The 14535-nt window shown below is 71.0% G+C and carries 9 protein-coding genes; 6 read left to right on the forward strand and 3 right to left on the reverse strand.

Going from position 1 to position 14535, the window contains the following annotated elements:
* Positions 1-83 precede the first annotated feature (83 nt).
* Together BKE38_RS12040 and BKE38_RS12045 are read left to right on the forward strand one after the other, a co-directional pair.
* Entirely contained in the window at positions 84-2363 is a 2280-nt protein-coding gene (locus tag BKE38_RS12040; RefSeq protein ID WP_083747504.1) for an RNA degradosome polyphosphate kinase, read from the forward strand.
* Between the two features lie 248 nt (positions 2364-2611).
* Complete coding sequence (locus BKE38_RS12045) at positions 2612-4087, forward strand: Ppx/GppA family phosphatase (RefSeq protein WP_076957591.1); 1476 nt, start codon at positions 2612-2614, stop codon at positions 4085-4087.
* A gap of 292 nt (positions 4088-4379) precedes the next feature.
* Here BKE38_RS12045 and rnd read toward each other — a convergent pair whose 3' ends face one another.
* Positions 4380-5564: a ribonuclease D gene (rnd, locus tag BKE38_RS12050; protein ID WP_076957559.1), complete on the reverse strand. Its 1185-nt coding sequence runs from the start codon at positions 5562-5564 to the stop codon at positions 4380-4382.
* 232 nt (positions 5565-5796) lie between these two features.
* On the opposite strand from rnd, the gene aspS reads away from it, so the two are divergent.
* The gene (gene aspS, locus BKE38_RS12055; RefSeq protein WP_076957560.1) at positions 5797-7599 is read left to right on the forward strand and encodes an aspartate--tRNA ligase; all 1803 of its coding nucleotides are present in this window, start codon (positions 5797-5799) and stop codon (positions 7597-7599) included.
* A 59-nt stretch (positions 7600-7658) separates the two neighbouring features.
* Complete coding sequence (locus tag BKE38_RS12060; protein ID WP_076957561.1) at positions 7659-8579, forward strand: EipB family protein; 921 nt, start codon at positions 7659-7661, stop codon at positions 8577-8579.
* Positions 8580-8878: 299 nt separating this feature from the next.
* Here the strand turns inward: BKE38_RS12060 and BKE38_RS12065 are convergent, their stop codons facing one another.
* Both BKE38_RS12065 and BKE38_RS12070 read right to left on the reverse strand, forming a co-directional pair.
* Positions 8879-9877, reverse strand: coding sequence for an asparaginase (locus tag BKE38_RS12065; protein WP_076957562.1), 999 nt, complete (start codon positions 9875-9877; stop codon positions 8879-8881).
* A gap of 82 nt (positions 9878-9959) precedes the next feature.
* On the reverse strand, positions 9960-11369 hold the full coding sequence (locus tag BKE38_RS12070) for an MATE family efflux transporter (RefSeq protein ID WP_242662331.1): 1410 nt from the start codon (positions 11367-11369) through the stop codon (positions 9960-9962).
* A 154-nt stretch (positions 11370-11523) separates the two neighbouring features.
* Here BKE38_RS12070 and BKE38_RS12075 point away from each other — a divergent pair, with 154 nt between their 5' ends.
* Together BKE38_RS12075 and BKE38_RS12080 are read left to right on the forward strand one after the other, a co-directional pair.
* Positions 11524-12723 (forward strand): MFS transporter, encoded by a 1200-nt coding sequence (locus tag BKE38_RS12075; protein ID WP_076957564.1) that lies wholly within the window; start codon positions 11524-11526, stop codon positions 12721-12723.
* A gap of 194 nt (positions 12724-12917) precedes the next feature.
* Positions 12918-14489 carry an ABC transporter substrate-binding protein gene (locus BKE38_RS12080; protein ID WP_076957565.1) on the forward strand — a complete coding sequence of 524 codons (1572 nt, stop codon included), beginning with the start codon at positions 12918-12920 and terminating at the stop codon, positions 14487-14489.
* Positions 14490-14535 lie beyond the last annotated feature (46 nt).

Consider the following 14535-nt stretch of genomic DNA (forward strand, 5'->3'; position numbering starts at 1 on the left):
GCTTCGAGCCGGTTGATGACGTTTCCATGGAAACTGCCACGAGTCCCTCGCTGTCGGCGCTGCCCTTGCTGTAGTCTGGCGGCATGGACGCCGCCGACGCCAAGCAGCACGCCCCTGCCGCCGCCCCCCAGCCCGCCGCCGCCTCGACCGAGAGCGCCGCGCCGCAGGCTTCCGCGACTCAGCCCGCCGCCCCTGCGGCGGGGGCGATGGCGCCGAACGCCCCTGAGCGCTTCATCAACCGGGAGCTGTCCTGGCTGGACTTCAACGCGCGGGTGCTGGAGGAGGCGGCCAACGCCCACCACCCGCTGCTGGAGCGGCTGCGCTTCGTCGCCATCTCCTCCTCCAACCTGGACGAGTTCTACTCGGTGCGCGTCGCCGGGCTGGTCGGGCAGGAGCGGGCGGGCATCACCCCCTCCTCGCCGGACGGGCTGACCCCGGGCCAGCAGCTGTCGGCCATCCATGCCCGCGCCGCGGCGCTGACCGAGGAGCAGCAGTCGAGCTGGCGCGACCTGCGCCGGCTGCTGGGCGAGGCCGGCATCAGCGTCTGCCCGGTCGAGGAGCTGACCGCGGCCGAGCGCGCCTGGCTGGAGACCTGGTTCCTCGACCGCGTCTTCCCGGTGCTGACGCCGCTGGCGGTGGACCCCGCGCATCCCTTCCCCTTCATCAGCAACCTGGCGCTCTGCATGGTGCTGAAGCTGGTGCGCGAGGAGGATGGCGGCACCATGCGCGCCCTGCTGCCGCTGCCCAGCCAGATCGACCGCTTCATCCGCCTGCCGCCGGCCGAGGACGCGCCGCAGATCACCCCCGGCACCGGCCCGATCCGCTTCGTGCTGCTGGAGGACCTGATCACCCTCTGCCTGCCGCGGCTGTTCCCCGGCTACATCAATGTCGAGCAGGGCCTGTTCCGCCTCATCCGCGACACCGACGTCGAGTTCGAGGAAGAGGCCGAGGACCTGGTGCGCGCCTATGAGAGCGCGCTGAAGCGCCGCCGCCGCGGCCGCGCCATCCAGCTGACCGTCGACGCGCGCATGGCGCCCGACCTGGTCGATTTCGTGGTGGAAGAGCTCGACGCGCCGCGGGCGGAGATCTTCGTGGCGGACGGGCTGCTCGGCATGGCCGACCTGAAGCAGCTGATCGTCGACGACCGTCCCGACCTGCTGTTCACGCCCTACACGCCCCGCTTCCCGGAGCGGATCCTGGATTTCGGCGGCGACTGCTTCGCCGCCATCCGCGCCAAGGACATCCTGGTCCACCACCCCTACGAGTCCTTCGACGTGGTGGTGCAGTTCCTGCGCCAGGCGGCGCGCGATCCCAGCGTGGTGGCGATCAAGCAGACGCTGTACCGCACCTCGCGCGACAGCCCGATCGCCCGCGCCCTGATCGAGGCCGCCGAGCTCGGCAAGTCGGTCACCGCCATGGTCGAGCTGAAGGCCCGCTTCGACGAGGAGCGCAACATCGCGCTGGCCCGCGAGCTGGAAGCCGCCGGCGTGCAGGTGGTCTACGGCTTCGTCGACCTGAAGACCCACGCCAAGATGTCGCTGGTGGTGCGGCGCGAGAGCGGCTCGCTGCGCTCCTACGCGCATTTCGGCACCGGCAACTACCACCCGATCACCGCGCGCATCTACACCGACCTCAGCTTCTTCACCGCCGATCCGGCGCTGACCCGCGACGCGCAGAAGCTGTTCAACTACATGACCGGCTATGCCCGGCCGGAGACCATGGAGCGGCTGGCCTTCTCGCCGCTGACCATCCGGCCTGCCATCCTCGGCCTGATCGAGCAGGAGATCGCCTTCGCCGCCGAGGGCAAGTCGGCCGGCATCTGGCTGAAGATGAACTCCCTGGTCGACGAGCAGCTGATCGACGCGCTCTACCGCGCCAGCGAGGCGGGGGTGAAGGTCAACTGCGTCATCCGCGGCATCTGCCGGCTGCGCCCGGGCGTGCCCGGCCTGTCGAGCAACATCCGGGTGAAGTCGATCGTCGGCCGCTTCCTGGAACACTCCCGCGTGCTGGTCTTCGGCAACGGCCACCGCCTGCCGTCGCGCCGCGCCCGGGTCTATATCAGCAGCGCCGACTGGATGGCGCGCAACATGGACTGGCGCGTCGAGACCATGGTGCCGGTCGAGAACCCGACGGTGCATGCGCAGATCCTCGACCAGATCATGGCGGTGAACCTGAAGGACACCGCGCAGTCCTGGCAGCTGCAGTCCGACGGCACCTGGCGCCGCCTGCCGCCCGGCGCGCATCCGGTCTCGGCCCATGAATATTTCATGACAAATCCCTCCCTGTCGGGCCGCGGCAGCGCGCTGCAGCACGTCACCGCCCGCACCGCGCGGCGCCGCCAGGACCGGGTCACCCAGGATTGAAGCCGCTGCGGCCATGGGATTTCCGATCGGTTCTCCCCATGGCCGTAGATCTTTCTCCCTGATTTCATCGTGAAGCGGCCGTCAGCTGACCTGCCGCGCCCGCATCGCCGCGCCGCCGCGCTGGGGTCGGAACTCGGCGCGAGCGGTGCTAAGGGGGCGCTCGACCTGCCCATGCCCGCCGAGGAACTCCCTGCTTGGACCGTCCTGACAGCCCCGCCGTCGCCGATGCCCCTGCCGAACGGGGCGCCATGCCCCGGCGGGCGGGGATCGTCGATCTCGGTTCCAACTCGGTCCGACTGGTCGTCTACGAGGGGCGCGGCCGCAATCCGCTGGCCATCTTCAACGAGAAGGCGGTGCTCGGCCTCGGCCGCGGCCTGCAGACCACCGGCCGGCTGAACGAGGAGGCGGTGCCGCAGGCGCTGACCGTGCTCGAGCGCTACCACGCCGTCGCCCGCGCCATGGACGCCGCCCCCCTGGAAGTCCTGGCCACCGCCGCCGTGCGCGACGCCGAGAACGGCCCGGCCTTCGCCGCGGCGCTGGCCGAGCGCATGCCGGGCGTGCCGATCCGCATCCTCGACGGCGACGAGGAAGCCGCCTTCTCCGCCGACGGCGTGCTGCTGGGCTTCCCCCAGGCCGACGGCATCCTGGGCGACCTGGGCGGCGGCTCGCTGGAGCTGGTCGAGCTGACCCAGGGCCGCGCCGGCGCCAGCGCCTCGCTGCAGATCGGCGCCATCCGCCTGGCCGACCGCGCCAACAACGACATCGGCCGCGCCCGCGGCATCGCCGAGCAGGAGCTGGGCAAGCTGCCCTGGCTGGCGCATGGCAAGGACCGCGATCTGTATCTGGTCGGCGGCGCCTGGCGCGCGCTGGCCAAGATCCACATCGCCCAGACCGCCTATCCGCTGTCGATCGTCCACCACTATGTCCTGCGCCGGGAAGAGGCCCGCGACCTCTGCGGCGTGGTGATGGCCGCGACCCGCCGCACGCTGGAGCGCCTGCCCGGCGCGCCGTCGAAGCGGCTGCAGGACCTGCCCTTCGCCGCGGCCGTGCTGCGCCGCCTGCTGCGCGCCACCGGCGCCCGCCGCGTGGTCTTCAGCGCCAATGGCCTCCGCGAGGGCTGGTATGCCCGCCTGCTGACCCCCGAGGTCCGCCGCGAGGACCCACTGCTGGCCGCCGGCCGCGAGATGGCCGGCCGCTACGGCCGCGACAACGCGCTGCCCGAGGCGCTGTCGGCCTGGACCGCGCCGCTCTTCCCGAACGAGGCCCCGGCTGCCCAGGCGCTGCGCCAGGCCGCCTGCTGGCTGTCCGACATCGGCAGCCATGACCACCCCGACTACCGGGCCGAGCAGTCCTTCCTGCGCGTGCTGCGCCAACCCGGCATCGGCCTGGACCACCACGAGCGCGCCTTCCTGGCGCTTGCCGTGGCGCTGCGCTACGAGCCCGAGCTCGACGCGCCCTGGCTGGCCGCGGCCCGCGTGCTGCTGGACGCGCCGGCGCTGCGCCGCGCCGAAGTGGTCGGCGCCGCGCTCCGCCTGGCCTATACCCTGTCCGGCGGCACGCCCGAGCTGCTGCGCAGCACCACCCTGGTCATGCAGCAGGACCGCCTGGTGCTGCGCCTGGTCGAAGGCGGCGGCACCTTCGCCGGCGACAGCGTGCAACGCCGCGTCGAAGCGCTGGCCGCGACGCTGGGTCTTCTCGCCGTGGTGGAAATCGAAGCGGGCTGAAGCGAAGGGTTTGGCAGGCTGGGGGAATGAATTCTCCCCGCAAACCTACAGGTTTGCGCCCATCTTTTTTCTGATCACCGGCCTATGCGAGACCAGCGCCTCGCCTGCACCCGCACCAGGGCATCACGGCGGGACGCCGATTTCATACAAAAACAGCGCGACCTCGAAGGTCGCGCTGCTGCCGGGCCGTTTCGCCCGTGGTCGCCACGTGGACATGGCAATCTGACAGAAAAAAGAAGGGGTGCAGGGGAATTCATTCCCCCGGCCTGCCTCTGTCTTCTCTGTCCGACTCTCAGCTTTCGATCAGCTTCACTTTCCGCCCTTCGACTCCGAGGGCGAGCTTCCCCCCCTTCAGAGACAAGGCGGCCTGACCGAACACCTGCCGCCGCCAGCCGTGCAGGGCCGGGACCTGGGGTTCGTTCTCGGTGGCCAGGCGTTCCAGCTCGTCGCTGCTGGCAATCAGCCGCGGGGCGACGTGGTGTTCCTCGGCCTTGGCGGCCAGCAGCACCTTCAGCAGCGCGATCAGCGCCGGCGAGGCGGGCGGGCCCTGGCGGCTTTCCTTCGGCGCCTCGGGCAGGGCAGCCTCGGGCAGCTCCTTGGCCGAGGCCAGGGCGGCGAGCAGCCCGGCGCCGGTCTTGCCGTCGGCGAAGCCCTTGCTGATGCCGCGGGCGCGGGACAGGTCGTTGGCGGTCGTCGGGCCGGTCGCGGCGATCTCCATCAGCGTCTCGTCGCGGACCAGGCGCTGGCGGGGGATGTTGACGCGCTGCGCCTCGCGCTCGCGCCAGGCGGCGATGGCGCGGACCGCGGCCAGGAAGCGGCGGTTGCTGGAGCGCGGCTTCAGGCGTTCCCAGGCCGTCTCCGGGTCCTGGCGGTAGGTCGCCGGGTCGGTCAGCTCGGCCATCTCCTCGGCCACCCAGGACAGCCGGCCGTCCTCGGTCAGGCGGTCGACGAGCGCCGCGTAGACGCGGCGCAGGTGGGTGACGTCGGCGGCGGCGTAGTTGATCTGGGCTGCCGAGAGCGGCCGCGCCGCCCAGTCGGAGAAGCGGTGCGCCTTGTCGATCGAGGCATTGGCCAGGCCGCGCACCAGGCTGTCATAGCTGGCCTGGTCGCCGAAGCCGGCCACCATGGCGGCGATCTGCGTGTCGAACAGCGGCTTGGGGGGCGCGCCGAAGCGCAGGATGCAGATTTCCACGTCCTGGCGGGCGGCGTGGAACACTTTCGTGACCGCCGTGTCGGCCAGCAGCTCGCCCAGCGGCGCCAGGTCCAGCCCTTCGGCCAGGGCGTCGATGACGGCCACCTCGTGCTCGCCGGCGAGCTGCACGACGCAGAGCTCGGGCCAGTAGGTCCTCTCCCGCATGAATTCAGTGTCGACCGTGACGAAGGCTTCCGTGCGCAGCCGCGCACAGAGCTCTGAAAGCGCCTCGGTGGTGGTGATCAGGACGGGGTCGGGGTCCTGGGCCTGGTTGCGTCGGCTCATGGCACTCATGCTTCTAGCGAAGCTCCGCCATCCCGCAAAGTCCAGGGGGCGGAAGCAAAGCGGTGAAGCGTCGCGAAAGCGGCCGATCGGGGCTTGCGAAGGGCGGGGCAGGAGGGTTTCCTGGGCGTCTCGCGGGGGCCGCGGCGCCTGCCGGGCATGCAATCCCTTGACAGGGGGCCGCCCGCCGCCCCTTCTGCCCCCCTTTCCGTCCGAGCCTCGGGGTTTTCGATCGATGCACGCCTACCGCACCCATACCTGCGGCGCGCTGCGCGCCAGCGATGCGGGTCAGACCGCCCGCCTCTCCGGCTGGGTGCACCGCAAGCGCGACCATGGCGGCCTGCTGTTCATCGACCTGCGCGACCATTACGGCCTGACGCAGTGCGTGCTGCCGGCCGGCACCGCCGTCTTCGACCAGGCCGAGGCGATCCGCCCCGAGAGCGTGATCACGGTGACCGGCCAGGTCGTCGCGCGCGAGGGCGCGACGGTCAACGACAAGCTGCCGACCGGCGCCATCGAGCTGCGCGTCGCCGAGCTGTCGGTGCAGTCCCATGCCGAGGTGCTGCCGATCCAGGTCGCCGGCGACCAGGAGTTCCCGGAAGACCTGCGCCTGCGCTACCGCTTCCTCGATCTCCGCCGCGAGAAGCAGCACCGCAACATGCTGCTGCGCGCCGGCGTCATCGCCTCGATCCGCCGCCGCATGATCGAGCAGGGCTTCGTCGAATACCAGACGCCGATCCTGACGGCCTCCTCGCCGGAGGGCGCGCGCGACTTCCTGGTGCCGTCGCGCAACCACCCGGGCACCTTCTACGCCCTGCCGCAGGCGCCGCAGCAGTTTAAGCAGCTGGCGATGGTGGCGGGCTTCGACCGCTACTTCCAGATCGCCCCCTGCTTCCGCGACGAGGCGAGCCGCGCCGACCGCAGCCCGGGCGAGTTCTACCAGCTCGACTTCGAGATGAGCTTCGTCACCCAGGAAGACGTCTTCGCCGCCATCGAGCCGGTGATGGAGGGCATCTTCGTCGAGTTCGGCAACGGCCGTAAGGTCACCCCGGCGCCGTTCCCGCGCATCCCCTACGACACGGCGATGCTGGACTACGGCTCGGACAAGCCGGACCTGCGCAACCCGCTGAAGATCACCGACGTCACCGAGAGCTACCGCGATTCGGGCTTCGGCCTGTTCAACAAGGTGGTCGCCGGCGGCGGCATCGTCCGCGCCATCCCGGCCCCGGGCGCCGCCGACAAGCCTAGAGGCTTCTTCGACAAGCTGAACGAATGGGCCCGCGCCGAGGGCGCCGGCGGCCTGGGCTACATCCAGTTTGCCGCCGAAGGCCCCAAGGGCCCGATCGCCAAGAACCTGGAGGCCGAGCGCGTCGAGGCGATCCGCGTCGCCTGCGGCTTGCAGACCGGCGACGCCGTCTTCTTCGCCGCCGGCAAGAAGGACGAGACCCCCAAGTTTGCCGGCAAGGTGCGCACGCGCTTGGGCGAGGAGCTCGGCCTGATCACGCAGGACGAGTTCCGCTTCTGCTGGATCGTCGACTTCCCGATGTACGAGCTGAACGAGGAGACCGGCCAGGTCGACTTCAGCCACAACCCGTTCAGCATGCCGCAGGGCGGGCTGGAGGCGCTGAACTCGATGAACCCGCTCGACATCAAGGCGTTCCAGTACGACATCGTCTGCAACGGCATCGAACTGTCCTCGGGCGCCATCCGCAACCACCGCCCGGACATCATGATCCGTGCCTTCGAGATCGCCGGCTACACCGAGCAGACGGTCGAGGAGCGCTTCGGCGGCATGCTGAACGCCTTCCGCTACGGCGCGCCGCCGCATGGCGGCTCGGCCCCGGGCATCGACCGCATGGTCATGCTGCTGGCCGACGAGCCGAACATCCGCGAGGTCATCCTGTTCCCGCTGAACCAGCAGGGCCAGGACCTGATGATGGGCGCCCCCGCGGCCGTGGACCATGCCCGGCTTAAAGAACTCTCCATCAAGCTCGATCTGCCCCCGGCCAAGGGTGCGGCCGGGCCCAAGGCTTCCTAACTAAGGAAGGCCATCAGCCCGGGGGGACATCCCCCCGGGCGCTCGAGAAGGAGTATGACATGCGGCTGCGCGATACCCTGGCCGGATTCCACGCCCTTCCCGCCGCGGCGCTGCTGGCGCTGGGTCTGGCAGCCGCGGGGCCGGCCTCGGCCCAGCAGCCCGCCGCGCCTGCCGCCCCGGCGGCTCCGGCTCCCGCCGCCGGCGCGCCGCATGCCGTCCTTCCCGGCACCGAGGCCATGGCGCCGCACCGCGCCGCCTATCGCCTGCGCCTCGACCGCGTGCGCCAGGGCAGCGACGTGGTCCAGGCCGGCGGCGCCATGCTGTTCGAGGTGCTCGACGCCTGCGACGGCTGGGCCACCCGCCAGCGGCTGCAGCTGACCGTGGTCAACCGCTCCGGCGACCAGGTCGAGACCAGCTCCGACTATTCCACCTGGGAGAGCAAGGACGGCCGCCGGCTGCGCTTCTCGCTGACCCAGACGGCGCAGGGCGCGGTGACCCAGCGGATCAGCGGCGAGGCCGAACTGGCCGGCGCCGAGCCGGGTGCCGAAGGCGGCACCGTCCGCTATGAGCAGCCCTCGGCGCAGCAGGTCACCCTGCCGCGCGGCACGCTGCTGCCGATGATGCACACCATCCGCGCCCTGGCCCTGGCCAAGGCGGGCCAGCAGCGCATGCTGAACGCGCCGCTGTTCGACGGCACCAGCGAGGACGGCGCGCAGGACAGCACGACCCTGCTGTCGCCCTGGACCGAGGCCCAGGCGCAGCCGCGCTTCCCCCTGCTGAGCCAGCAGGCCAGCGCGCGGATGCGCATCGCCTTCTTCGGCAAGGAATCGGCCGCCGCCGCCGGGGCCAGCGCGCCGGAATACGAGGTGGGCCTGCGCTACTTCGCCAACGGCGTCGCCGACGAGATGAAGATGGACTTCGGCGACTTCGCGGTCGACGGGCTGATGCAGAGCCTCGAGGCTGTGCCGGCGGCTTGCTGAAGAGAAGCGTCTGAAGCGAAGGCAGAGGGCAGGCCAGGGGAATGAATTCCCCTGGACCCCATCTTTTTTCTTTCAGACTGCCGTGTCCACGTGACGACAGTACGTGAAACGGCTAATGCGCAGCGCGACCTTTGTGGTCGCGCTGTTTTTTTCGTATACGGCGTCCCGCCGTGATGCCCTGGTGCCGCTGCCGGCCAAGGCGCTGGCCTGTCTACGGCCGGTGAACAGAAAGAAGATGGGGGTCTGGGGGAATTCATTCCCCCAGCCTTCGCCCTGCCTTCTCTGAGAAAGCCTGATCTTCAATAAGTCTCGAAGATCCGCGCAATCTCGGCCGGGTCGCGCGTCACCGTCAGCGCGAAGGCCAGAAGGATGCGGGCTTTCTGCGGGTTGAGGTTGTCGCCTGCCAGGATCCCCTGTTCGCGCATCTTGGCGCCGGCGACCACGCGGCCGCTGCCGACGCGGGCGGACTGGACGACGGTGACGCCGCCTTTCACCGCTTCGGCCAGGGCCTCGGCTTCCCAGGGCGTCGGGTTGCCGGGGGCGAAGCCGGCGCTGACGATGCCCTGGGCGCCGGCGGCGACGAAGGCGCGCACCGCCGTCCCGTCGGAATCGGCATAGGCGTAGGTGATGTCGACGCGGGGCAGGGACTCCATGGTCCGCAGGTCGAATTCGGTGTTCGGCGCGGTCTTGCGCAGCGGGCGGCGGTAGAAGGCGACCTTGTCGGCGTCCGCCTGGCCGAGCACGCCGAAATCGGGGGTGCGGAAGGTCTGCATCCGCCAGGTGGCGGTCTTGGTCACCTCGCGCGCGGCGTGGATCTCGTCGTTCAGCATCAGCAGCACGCCCATGCCGCGGGCATCCGGGCAGGCGGCGACGCGGACCGCGTTCAGCAGGTTCATCGGCATGTCCGAGGACAGGCCGGTGGCCGGGCGCTGGGCGCCGACCATGACCACGGGCACGTCGATCTTCAGGCCGAGGGAGAGGGCGAAGGCGGTCTCCTCCATGGTGGAGGTGCCATGGCCGATGACGATGCCGGCGAGGCCGGGGATCTCGTCCACCGCGGCGTGGCAGGCCTCGGCCAGGGCGCGCCAGTCCTTGAAGCCGATGCGGCTGGAGATGACGGCGCCATAGGGACGGGCGATGACCTCGGCGACCATGGCGAGCTCAGGGACGCGGGCCATGATGGTCTCGGTCGCCATCACCTGGCCGAGGGTCGAGTAATCCTGGATGTCCAGCGCGTGCCGGCCGAGCGAGGCCATGGTGCCGCCAGTGCCGATGAAGGCGACGCGGGGAAGGGACATCGGGGCTGCTCCTGTCTGTGTCTCGGTGATGACAGGATAGGGCGGGGGCGGGGAATTCCCCCAGGCCCCCGCGGCAGCTTTTTTACGCGCGGGGCAGCGGCGCCAGGCGGCGGGCGCGGAAGCCGCCGCGCTGGGCCAGGTTCTGCCAGCGCAGCGTCATCATCACCGCGACGATGGCCAGGCCGCAGGCCAGCCCGACCCAGACGCCCTGCGGCCCGAAGCCGGCGGGGAAGCCGAGGCCGAGGCCGACCGGCAGCGCCAGCCCCCAATAGCCGAGTGCGGCGAAGAGCAGCGGCAGCCGCGTGTCCTTCAGCCCGCGCAGCGCGCCGGCGGCGACCGCCTGCACGCCGTCGGCCAGCTGGAAGATGCCGGCGATGACCAGCAGGCTGGCGGCGAGCTGCCGGGTCTCGGCCAGTTCCGGCGCCAGGAACAGGGCCGCGATCTGCTCCGACAGGGTCAGCAGCAGCAGCGCGGTCACCGCCATGAAGCCAGCGGCCATGCCGATCGCGGTCCAGCCGGCGCGCCAGGCGCCGCGGGCGTCGCTGGCGCCGGCGGCCAGGCCCACGCGGGCGGTGGCGGCCTGGCCGATGCCCATCGGGATCATGAAGCAGGCGCTGGCGATCTGCAGGGCGACGGCATGGGCGGCCACCGCCCGCGGGCTGATCCAGCCCATGACCAGTGCGGTGGCCGAGAAGATGCCGATCTCCATCAGCATCGAGCCGGCGATCGGCAGGCCGATCAGCACGATCTCCTGCATGCGGCGCCAGTCGGTGCGCCAGAACCGGCCGGCCAGCTTGAAGCGGGACAGGCGGCGATCCAGCCGGATCCACAGCGCGAGGGAGAGAAACATCGCCAGGTTGGCGATGGCGCTGGACAGCCCGGCCCCGAAGGCGCCGAGCGAGGGCAGGCCGAAGCCGCCGCCGACCAGCAGCCAGACCAGCAGCGCGTTCAGCAGCACGGCGGCCAGCGCCACGCAGAGTGCCGGCCCCGGCCGCTGCAGGGCGGCCAGGAAACCGCGCAGCAGCAGGAAGCCATAGACGAAGGGCAGGCCCCAGAGCAGCGCGCGGTTGTAGTGCTGCGCCGCCTCGGCCAGCGCCGGGTCCTGCCCGGCCAGCCGCAGCAGCGTCCCCGTGTTCCACAGCAGCGTGCCGAGCACGGCGAACAGCGGCACAATGAGCCAGGCGGCCTGGCGGAAGGTGCGGCGCATCTCGCGCATGTGGTGGCGCACCCGGCCGCGCTCCTGCGCCAGCATGGCGGCGGCCGAGAAGGCCAGCCCCATCGGCAAGGCGAGCGCGATGAAATACAGGTTGCCCCCCAGGGTCGCCGCAGCCAGCGGCAGCTCTCCCAGCTGGCCCAGGAAGAAGGTGTCGGTCAGCACCAGCGCGATCTGCGACAGGTTGGTGAGCGCCAGGGGCCAGGCCAGCGCCAGCATGGCGCCGAGCTCCCTCCCCCAGCCGGTCTGGGGGTTGGTCCCCGCGGCGTGTTGTGACATGGCCCGATGGCTGTAGCGCGAAACGGCGCGGCTGGCTTGTGGCGATCCGGCGACGCCGGGGGCGGGCCGCGGGGGGCTGCCATGCGCCGCGGCGTCGGGGACAGGCGGCTGCCGCGGTGCCATATGCGCGACCCCTGATGCGTGGAGCGCGCCGATGACCGCCACCCCTGCCGCCATCCCCGCCTGGCTGACCCTGCTGCTGGCCACCGCCTGCGGGGTGATCGTCGCCAACATTTATTACGCCCAGCCGCTGATCGGGCCGATCAGCGCGGCGCTGGGCCTGTCGCCGGGGGCGGCGGGGCTGATCGTGACGATGACGCAGATCGGCTATGGCGCCGGGCTGCTGCTGGTGGTGCCGCTGGGCGACCTGGTGGAGAACCGCCGGCTGGTGCTGGCGGTGATGGGGCTGGCCTTTCTCGGACTGCTGGGCGCGGCGCTGGCGCAGGGGGCGGCGGTCTTCCTGGCCGCGGCGCTGGTGATCGGGCTGGGCTCGGTGGCGGTGCAGATCCTGGTGCCGCTCGCCGCCCATCTGGCGCCGGAGACGATGCGCGGCCGCATGGTCGGCAACGTCATGAGCGGGCTGATGCTGGGCATCATGCTGGCGCGGCCGGTCTCCAGCTTCGCGACCGCCGCCCTGGGCAGCTGGCACGCCATCTTCTGGATCTCGGCGGCGGCGATGGTGCTGCTCGGGCTGGTGCTGCGCGTCGCCCTGCCGGTGCGGCAGCCGCCGCCAGGGCTGCGCTACGGCCAGCTGCTGGGCTCGATGGGGCGGCTGGCGGTGGGCGTGCCGCAGCTGCGGCGGCGGGCGCTGTACCAGTCTGGCCAGTTCGGCGCCTTCAGCCTGTTCTGGACCACCGTGCCGCTGCATCTGGCCCAGGATTTTTATCTCACGCAGACCGGCATTGCGCTGTTCGCCCTGGCCGGCGTGGCCGGCGCCGTCGCCGCCCCCATCGCCGGGCGGGTCGCCGATCGCGGCCTCGTCCGGCCGGCCAGCGGCCTGGCCATGCTGGCCGTCGCCGTCTCCTTCCCGATGACCTGGATCGCGCCGCAGGGCTCGACGCTGGCGCTCGGGCTGCTGGTGGCCTCGGCCATCCTGCTCGACTTCGGCGTCTCGGCGAATGTCGTGCTCGGGCAGCGCGTGCTGTTCACGCTCGGCGCCGAGATGCGCAGCCGGCTGAACGGCCTCTACATGGCGACCTTCTTCCTCGGGGGCGCGCTGGGCTCGGCGCTGGGCGGCTGGGCCTTCGCCGCCGGCGGCTGGTTCTGGTCCAGCCTGGCCGGCCTGGCGCTGCCGGTCACAGCGCTGGCCTATTGGGCGACCGAGCGCCCGGCGCGGGCCCGGCCTGCCACCTGAACCACCCGTGCCTGCGCTTTTCCTGGGCAGAAACGATTTCTGAACTTTCCTCCATCGGGAGGCTGGAGCGGCTTCGCGCTTTCATGTCAGGCTCGTTCCGGGAAGGCATGCTTTTTGCTGCCAACCCCCAACAAAACCTGCCACGGGGGCTACGGACTGTGACTTCCAGGAATTTCCCGCTCAAGCGCCGCCTGATGCTGGGCGCTGCCGCCCTGCTGGGCCTCGCCGCCCTGGCCGCGCCCGGCCAGGCCGCGGCGCAGAAGCTGACCATCGCCATCGGCGGCTCGGTCACCTCGATGGACCCGCATTTCTACAACGCCTCGCCGAACAACAGCGTCACCGCGCATTTCTTCGACAAGCTGGTCGAGTTCGATGCCAAGGCGCAGCTGGTGCCCTCGCTGGCCGAATCCTGGCGCACCGTCTCGGAGACCGTGTGGGAGTTCAAGCTGCGCGCCGGGGTGAAGTGGCATGACGGCCGCGACTTCACCGCCGAGGACGTCGCCTACACCTTTCAGCGCGCCCCCAACGTGCCGAACAGCCCGGGCGGCTTCGGCGCCTTCGTGCGCGCCGTGCAGAAGGTCGAGATCATCGACCCGCTGACCATCCGCATCCACACCCCCGGCCCTTATCCGATGCTGCTGGGCGACTTCGCCTCGCTCGCCATCATCTCGCGCCATGCGGGCGAGGGGGCGTCCACCGAGGACTACAACAGCGGCCGCGCGGTGATCGGCACCGGCCCCTACCGCTTCGTCTCCTACGCCCCCGGCAACCGCACCCTGATGCGGCGCAACGACACCTACTGGGGCGGCCGGCCGAGCTGGGCCGAGGTCGACTACCGCGTCATCTCCTCGCCACCGGCGCGCACCGCGGCGATCCTGGCGGGCGATGTCGACATCATCGATGCGGTGCCCTCCTCCGACATCCAGGGGCTGCGTGGCGAGGCGGCGCTGAAGCTGACCAGCATCCAGGGCCTGCGCGTCATCTACCTGGCGCCCGACCGCTCGCGCAGCGAGAACCCCGTCTTCGTCACCGACAACGACGGCAAGCCGCTGGCGACCAACCCCTTCAACGATCTGCGCGTCCGCCGCGCCCTGACCATGGCGATCGCCCGCGACGCCCTGGCCGAGCGCGTCATGCTGGGCACCGCCCAGCCGGCCGGGCAGTGGCTGCCGCCGGGCGCCTATTCCTACAACGACAGCATCACCCCGCCGAAGCAGGACCTGGAGGGCGCCCGCAAGCTGCTGGCCGAGGCCGGCTTCCCCAACGGCTTCCGCATGACCCTGCACACGCCGAACGACCGCTACCCGAATGACTCGCGCACCGCCCAGGCGGTGGCGCAGATGTGGACCCGCATCGGCGTGCAGACCCAGGTCGAGGCGCTGCCCTGGGCGGCCTTCTCGGCCCGCTCCTCGCGCCAGGAATTCGGCATGCGGCTGCTCGGCTGGGGCAGCGTCACCGGCGAGGCCTCCTATGCGCTGGTGAACATCCTGGCGACCCAGGACCCGGCCAGGCGCACCGGCGCCAACAACCAGGGCCGCTACTCCAACCCGGCGCTCGACGCGCTGACCGAGCGGGCCGCCGGCACCCTCGACGATGTGAAGCGCGAGGAGCTGCTGCGCCAGGCGATCAAGATGGCGATCGACGACGTCGCCATCATCCCGCTGCACCAGCTGGTCAATACCTGGGCGGTGAAGCGCAGCCTGAACCACAATCCGCGCATGGACGAGCGCACCCGGGCGATGGACGTGACGCCGGGCAACTCCTGACCACAGACAGCAAGCACCGGGGGAACTGAGTTCCCCCGGACCCCCA

The organism is Teichococcus deserti (assembly GCF_001982615.1).
GTDB lineage: Bacteria > Pseudomonadota > Alphaproteobacteria > Acetobacterales > Acetobacteraceae > Pseudoroseomonas > Pseudoroseomonas deserti.

Bases quoted from the DNA above. Each gene is read 5' to 3' on its own strand.
- BKE38_RS12040 (WP_083747504.1), top strand. From the start codon at position 84: ATGGACGCCGCCGACGCCAAGCAGCACGCCCCTGCCGCCGCCCCCCAG.
- BKE38_RS12080 (WP_076957565.1), top strand. From the start codon at position 12,918: ATGCTGGGCGCTGCCGCCCTGCTGGGCCTCGCCGCCCTGGCCGCGCCC.
- rnd (WP_076957559.1), bottom strand. From the start codon at position 5,564: ATGAGCCGACGCAACCAGGCCCAGGACCCCGACCCCGTCCTGATCACC.
- BKE38_RS12070 (WP_242662331.1), bottom strand. From the start codon at position 11,369: ATGTCACAACACGCCGCGGGGACCAACCCCCAGACCGGCTGGGGGAGG.
- aspS (WP_076957560.1), top strand. From the start codon at position 5,797: ATGCACGCCTACCGCACCCATACCTGCGGCGCGCTGCGCGCCAGCGAT.
- BKE38_RS12065 (WP_076957562.1), bottom strand. From the start codon at position 9,877: ATGTCCCTTCCCCGCGTCGCCTTCATCGGCACTGGCGGCACCATGGCC.
- BKE38_RS12060 (WP_076957561.1), top strand. From the start codon at position 7,659: ATGCGGCTGCGCGATACCCTGGCCGGATTCCACGCCCTTCCCGCCGCG.
- BKE38_RS12045 (WP_076957591.1), top strand. From the start codon at position 2,612: ATGCCCCGGCGGGCGGGGATCGTCGATCTCGGTTCCAACTCGGTCCGA.
- BKE38_RS12075 (WP_076957564.1), top strand. From the start codon at position 11,524: ATGACCGCCACCCCTGCCGCCATCCCCGCCTGGCTGACCCTGCTGCTG.